Source organism: Tildeniella sp. (genome assembly GCF_059505325.1).
In genome coordinates this window covers 59,696-65,742 of record NZ_JCACKI010000029.1, presented here as the reverse complement: position 1 = coordinate 65,742, position 6,047 = coordinate 59,696, and the positions used below count along the sequence as shown (strand labels likewise).

6 protein-coding genes are annotated in these 6,047 nt (G+C 51.5%); all 6 read left to right on the top strand.

The window, feature by feature from the left end; all coding sequences use genetic code 11:
- The first annotated feature begins 382 nt into the window (after positions 1–382).
- The 6 genes from AC5JO6_RS12035 to AC5JO6_RS12010 all read left to right on the top strand — a co-directional run bounded on the left by AC5JO6_RS12035 (position 383) and on the right by AC5JO6_RS12010 (position 5,931).
- On the top strand, positions 383–1,348 hold the full coding sequence (locus tag AC5JO6_RS12035) for a CHAD domain-containing protein (protein WP_496081300.1): 966 nt from the start codon (positions 383–385) through the stop codon (positions 1,346–1,348).
- Positions 1,345–1,707, top strand: coding sequence for an S-adenosylmethionine decarboxylase family protein (locus tag AC5JO6_RS12030; protein WP_496081299.1), 363 nt, complete (start codon positions 1,345–1,347; stop codon positions 1,705–1,707). The genes AC5JO6_RS12035 and AC5JO6_RS12030 overlap by 4 nt, the downstream gene beginning before the upstream one ends.
- Before the next feature lie 117 nt (positions 1,708–1,824).
- Positions 1,825–2,487 (top strand): DUF4178 domain-containing protein, encoded by a 663-nt coding sequence (locus tag AC5JO6_RS12025; RefSeq protein WP_496081298.1) that lies wholly within the window; start codon positions 1,825–1,827, stop codon positions 2,485–2,487.
- Between the two features lie 6 nt (positions 2,488–2,493).
- On the top strand, positions 2,494–3,936 hold the full coding sequence (locus AC5JO6_RS12020; protein WP_496081297.1) for a spermine/spermidine synthase domain-containing protein: 1,443 nt from the start codon (positions 2,494–2,496) through the stop codon (positions 3,934–3,936).
- The gene (locus AC5JO6_RS12015; RefSeq protein ID WP_496081296.1) at positions 3,933–4,976 is read left to right on the top strand and encodes a lipid II:glycine glycyltransferase FemX; all 1,044 of its coding nucleotides are present in this window, start codon (positions 3,933–3,935) and stop codon (positions 4,974–4,976) included. Before AC5JO6_RS12020 ends, AC5JO6_RS12015 begins: the two co-directional genes overlap by 4 nt.
- A gap of 100 nt (positions 4,977–5,076) precedes the next feature.
- A complete protein-coding gene (locus tag AC5JO6_RS12010; RefSeq protein WP_496081295.1) occupies positions 5,077–5,931 on the top strand; it encodes a DUF350 domain-containing protein in 855 nt (284 codons plus the stop codon).
- Positions 5,932–6,047 lie beyond the last annotated feature (116 nt).

Here is a 6,047-nt window from a genome sequence, read left to right as displayed (position 1 = left end):
AGTACGTCAAACGCTCCACGACTCGCTGGTGCACGCCCTACAGCTATGGTCATAGCGCAAGCTCCAATGAAAGAATGAGGACTAAATGGCTTGAAGCTTTGCTTACTTTCCAGACACTTTCACTAAAAATGAGAATCGGCATCTGAATTGTGAGCAAAGATTTACGTTTCTTTACCATTCTTTGATTATACGGATAAGCCCATAAATTTGCCAGACGAATCATTAACACAACTTAAAGTTATCGGGATGAGGCTGCCATTCGTGAGAATAGATATAATTCGCCTATGATTCGGGTGCTTCTCATTGTTCTTTAGGTAGCTGTACGCTGCAATGACAGAGCAGTAACCCTCAATTGATGCATTGGGTGCGATGAGCCATTTTTATGAAACCAACCAAGCAGCAGGCAGCCGTAACGCCTCAAATGGATCCCTCTCTAACGCTGGGTGAGTTTGCACATACGGTCATTCGTGAGCAGTATCAGGCTGTTGTGAAACAGGAAAAGAAAGTGATCGCCGACAAAGACCCGGAGCATCTCCACGATATGCGGGTTGGCACTCGTCGGCTACGCACTGCGCTCCAGGTATTTGAGCGATCGATCGCTATCCCCAAAGCGGCAACAGAGAAGCGGGTTGGCTCACTGTCTAGAGTGCTGGGTAAGCTGCGCGATTTGGATGTGCAGACCGCAGACCTGCAACAGCGCTATCGTCCTGACGTGCCCGAAAGTGAGCAGCGATCACTGGATGAAGTGATTGGTAAGCTTCAAAAAGAACGTCAAGTGGCGTTTTCTGCTGTGGAAGATGCCCTGACGCGATCGCGCTATCAGCACCTCAAGGTTGATTATGAAGCCTGGTTGAGTCATCCCCGGTATACTCCACTGGCGACTCAGTGCTTGCTACCACTCATCCCAGATTTGCTGAGTCCATTGCTTTCAACACTACTCTTGCATCCAGGTTGGCTCGTACAGACGGATGCCTCTGATGCTGCCAGTGACGTGCTGCACGATCTTCGTAAAGCCTGTAAGCATGTGCGCTATCAAGCAGAGTTTTTTGTACCGTTTTATGGCGAAGCTTTTCAGACATGGATTAAAGATATCAAGACGATTCAGTCTAAGCTAGGGACGGTACATGACAGCCAGGTTTTACAGGCACTGCTTGTAAAGCACTTGTCGAAACATACTAAACTGCCGGATCTCCAGGCAATTGTGAAGCAAACTCAAGCGGAAGCCCTGTCGGATTGGAATTCAGTGCGCGAGCGTTACTTAGAGCCAGGGTTTCGCCAGCACCTGCATTACCTGCTGCTGGAAACCTTTGGGACTGAGAAGCCTGCTGCACAACGTCGCTACGCGTGACTATCCACTCGCACCATCTTGCTGCCGTTCTGCCGATTGCGAGAACGATCGCTACATGCTCCAGCACCGCACTGCTGCTTTTGTTAAGAGATGTGGTTGAGCAAGCTGGACTGGAAGCGGTCGGAGATGTTGCCTCAACCTTTGAACCCCAAGGTGTTTCAGCCGTTTTGATTCTGAAAGAATCTCACGTTGCCCTGCACATTTGGACGGAATGTAACAAAGTCGCTGTAGATATCCACGTCTGCGACTATCATCAGAACAACCTTCCTAAGGCAGAAAAACTCGCCGAGCTTTTGACCCTGAAGCTGACAGGGGAGTGCGATCGCTCGTATTGGCATTATCTCTCGGTGATGGGGTGATAGGGAGGTAAAAGGCTAGATCGCCCCAAGTGAGTGTATTCAACAATTTTAGACCGATGCAAATCAGCTCAAAATTGCTCGCATCTTCACTTTGGCACTCCTCCACTTTTGACCCTGATGTCCACCCTTACTGAAGCCCAACTGCGCCAACTCCGAGAAAACGATCGCCTGAAGTATCACGGTGTTCTATGGCAGGTCAACGACTACAGTACCTACACCGACGACAACGGCTATGAAACTGAGGAATGGCTACTGCGATCGCAGACGGGAAAGGAGTATTACCTGCTGCGGGAGATTGATCCAGCGAACCCGGACGGGTCAGTGCATTGGTTTTTAGCAGAAGCAGTGACAAATCCAGCGCTTTATGAGCCAGAATCAGCGCGAGATGTGGCGTTGACGTTGGCGGCAGAGATGCGATCGCAGCGCACACCCTATCCAACGCTGAAGTTGTTTAACCGTACCTATGAATTTGAGTCGAAAACGGAGGGCGACTATGCGTCCGATGGCGAGTCGCGCCTCCGCATCACCTGGGACTATTGGGATGCACCCCATCTGTGGAATTTGGCGCTAGAGGCTTGGTCGAACAACAGACTGGTAGTGTATTCGACCCGCGAAGTCCAGCCAGAGGATTTTACTGATGTGCAGCGGGGGCTTGGCTTTGCGAGTGCCTACGAGGCTCCAGTGACGGCAATGATTGCTGCTGCCGATCGGTCTAGAGAATATGCGATCGCTTGGGGAATAGTGATTGTTGGTTTCCTGCTCATGATGTTTGGTATCTGACCGCCCATGCCTACCTCGCTTTTCATTGAACATGCCGCTAACGGTCTTGCGTTCTACCTCAATGGGGATTTGCAGTTTGATACAGCGGACGAGGCAATCTATCACGAGCATCTAGTTGTGCCTGCGATCGCCCTTGGTGTACAACGTTTTCCTGATACTCCTTTGCGAGTGCTGCTTTGTGGTGGTGGTGATGGCTTAGCAGCACGAGATGTATTGCGCTTTCCCCAAGTCAGTGAAGTTGCCCTGGTAGACTACAGCCCTGAGGTGCTGGAACTGGGCAGAACTGTTTTTAAGCCTTATAACCAGGGCAGTTTGACGGGTGAACCACAATCAGCCTTGGGAGCCGATCGCGTTTCGGTTTACACCCAAGACGCGTTTGCCTTTGTTGCTGCGTTACCCGATGCCTGCTTTCATGTCATTATTTGCGACTTTACTTATCCCACGTCTCTCGAAGACACGCAGATCTATAGCCGCGAGTGGTTTCAGCAGGTGGCGCGGGTGCTGGTCAACGGTGGTGTGATGAGTACGAATGGTGTGTCGATCGAACAACGCACGCTGGGCTTTTGGTGTCTTTACCAAACGGTGCGATCGGCAGCGCTGGATGTCAAACCGATGCAATTGAGTATTCCGTCTTTTCAGCGTCATGGCTACGGCGATTGGGGCTTTTTTCTCGCGTCCAACGTGGCGATCGATCGCTCAGAATTAGAATCGCTGTCCGTCCCTGCCAGTCTGAAAGCCCTCTCCAGCGACTGGATCAAGGCGTTTCAGATACGTCAGGCGGTTGCCGATCGACGGTACGCCGTTCCTGTTAACACATTGGCATCACCCCAATTGCTCTATTACTTGCTGAATCCAGGTTCTTTGACTGAGCTATCAGAGTCTTCAGAGGTTACAGATTTCCTGGCTGTGCAAGAGACTGAACTCTGCCTAGCCGAAACACCCAATTTGCTGGCACTGGATGCGATCGTGCAAGTGTGGCTAGAGCAACTTCATCAGCCCACTCAACCGCTGCTGCCCGCCGACGTACTGCTGCCAGCGCAACACCGTTATCACACACCCAAAATGACCGAAGAAGGATTGGGCTACAGTCGCTCTTTGCTTAATCAAATTGAGGGCGATCGACTATTGGCGGCACTGTTAGAACGAGCAAAAGAGCTGCCGCCCAAACTTGCCCAAGAACTCAGGCAGTTGAGAGAAAATGTGCGATCAGGACAACCGTTTACCTACGTTTCTGAACACACGAATGAACTCATGATCATGCTGATGGTGACGCTCTTGATGGCAAATACAGCGACCCCTGATGCGGTCTTTGCCAAGGGTTCCTACTCTGGCAGCGGCTCAAGCTACCGTTCTTCTGATGGTGATGGCAGCTTTGGCTGGTTGGGTTTTTGGACGATGGTGATTGGCGGCATGTGGCTATGGAACTTGTCTAAGCGGGACGATCAATGACGTTTATTCAAGCGGCTACGCACACTTCTACACAGAAAAGCAGGTTGGTGCTGCGGCAACTGAACAGCGGCGATCACGATCGCTGGGATACGTTTCTACAATCCAGTCCGACTGGATGCTTTATGCAATCCTGGGCATGGTCAGAGTTCAAAGAACTGGAAGGCTATCAGGTGTTTCGCTATGGCGTTTTTGTCGAGGATCAGTTAGTCGGCGGCAGTCTTTTCTACTTCTACCCGCGCCCTCATACTGCCAACTTGCTGTCTGCTCCCGGTGCACCGTTTTTGTTGCCTGAGTTTGAAGCGATCGCTATGCCATTGCTGCTACAGCAAGCTGAAACGTTAGCAGCAGATCTAGGTGCGATCGCCCTTCGGATCGAACCCTCACTGGCTAAAAAACCCGCCTTTCTTCAAGACTTTGTCCGCGCTCCGATGGATTTGTTGCCCTCAGAAACTCTCTTGATTGATCTACGCCCAACGGATGCCGAACGACTAGCAGCCATGAAGCCCAAAGGTCGCTATAATCTGCGGCTCAGCCAGCGATATGGTGTGACGACTCAGTTCACCACGGATTCACAAACAATCCCGATCTTCTACGATTTGTTTTGGGAAACAGTGGCACGACAGCAGTTTTTTGGCGAACCCTACGGTTTTTTCATCAACCTCTGTCAAACGCTGTTCGCAGCAAATTTAGCAGAAATTGGACTGGCAACCTGGCGGGGCGAAGTACTATCAGCGATGCTGGTGGTTTACTGGGGCGATCGTGCAACTTACCTCTATGGCGGTCGTAGCCCAAACCATGCCCACGTCATGCCCAACTACGCCCTTCACTGGGCAGCCATGCAGCGCGCCCAAGCCAGAGGCTGCATACTCTATGACTTCTACGGCTATACCCAAAATCCCAGCCATCCTTACGCCAAGTTCTCCCAATTCAAACGCCAGTTTGGTGGTACTCCTACCACTACGATCGGTGCTCATGATTACTTTTTCTACGATCGCCTTGCCGACACGCTGATTGGTCTCTTGCAACGGGGGCAGAAGTGAAGGCAGAAAAAAGGCTAAAGGCTAAAGGCTAAACTTCAGAACTGCTTCCCCCACCTCCCCTGCTTCCCCTGCCTCTTCCACACCCACACACCCACTCTCTATGCCCAACCTTCTCCTCCCCATCAGCATCACTGCTCTCGACATTGCGATCGGCTTCGGCATTTTCTGGCTGGGGCAGTTGGCGTACCAAAAGCTATTTCGGCGCATGGAGCTGAATCTGGAACTCTTTGTGCGGGACAATCCAGCCGTGGCGATCGCGCTGGTTGGTTATTACTTTGGCATTGTGATCGCGCTGGCGGGAGTGTTGGACAAGACTGGAGCGAACTGGCAAGAGCGATCGATCAACTTAGCCAGCTACGGTGCAGGCGTGATTGTCTTCATGCTGGTGGGAGCGTGGGTGGGCGATCGACTGATCATGCAGCGCTGCAATGGCGCACGAGAGATTTTGGCAGAGCAGAATGTTGGAGCTGGAGCTGTCGAAGCAGGCATCCACATTGCCAACGGACTGATTCTCAGCACGGCGCTGGGTGGGCAGGGCGGCACCTATGTGGTCGGCATTGTCTGCTGGATAGTTGGTTTGGCAGTGCTGGTGCTAGTCAGTTCGCTCTACCCACGCGTTGCCAATTACAACGTGTTTCGTGAAATCTGCAAGCGCAACAATCCTGCTGCTGGGGTAGCGTTAGCAGGGTTATTAATTGGTACAGGCAACATTGTACGCATTGCTTTTGTACCGGAGTTTCAAACCTGGCAGCAGAGCTTACCGCAGTATGGCTTGGTGCTGGGCTTATCGCTGATTGCTCTGGCGATCGTTCGTTGGATTGCCGACTGGGTGCTGGTTCCCGGTGTAAAAATTTCGGATGAGATTGTAAATCAAGCGACCCCAAATCTCGGCGCAGGGTTAATTGAAGCGTTTGCCTACGTCGGTGGTTCTTTTTTGATTGCCTGGAGTCTTTAGAGAGAAGCTATCAGCTTTCAGCGCTCAGCTTTCAGCGCTCAGCTTTCAGCGCTCAGCTTTTGTTTGTATTTCTTACACTACAGCTTTCTAACCCAAGTCTTACTGCATCTGGCTAG

Bases quoted from the DNA above. Each gene is read 5' to 3' on its own strand.
- AC5JO6_RS12035 (WP_496081300.1), top strand. From the start codon at position 383: ATGAAACCAACCAAGCAGCAGGCAGCCGTAACGCCTCAAATGGATCCC.
- AC5JO6_RS12025 (WP_496081298.1), top strand. From the start codon at position 1,825: ATGTCCACCCTTACTGAAGCCCAACTGCGCCAACTCCGAGAAAACGAT.
- AC5JO6_RS12020 (WP_496081297.1), top strand. From the start codon at position 2,494: ATGCCTACCTCGCTTTTCATTGAACATGCCGCTAACGGTCTTGCGTTC.
- AC5JO6_RS12015 (WP_496081296.1), top strand. From the start codon at position 3,933: ATGACGTTTATTCAAGCGGCTACGCACACTTCTACACAGAAAAGCAGG.
- AC5JO6_RS12010 (WP_496081295.1), top strand. From the start codon at position 5,077: ATGCCCAACCTTCTCCTCCCCATCAGCATCACTGCTCTCGACATTGCG.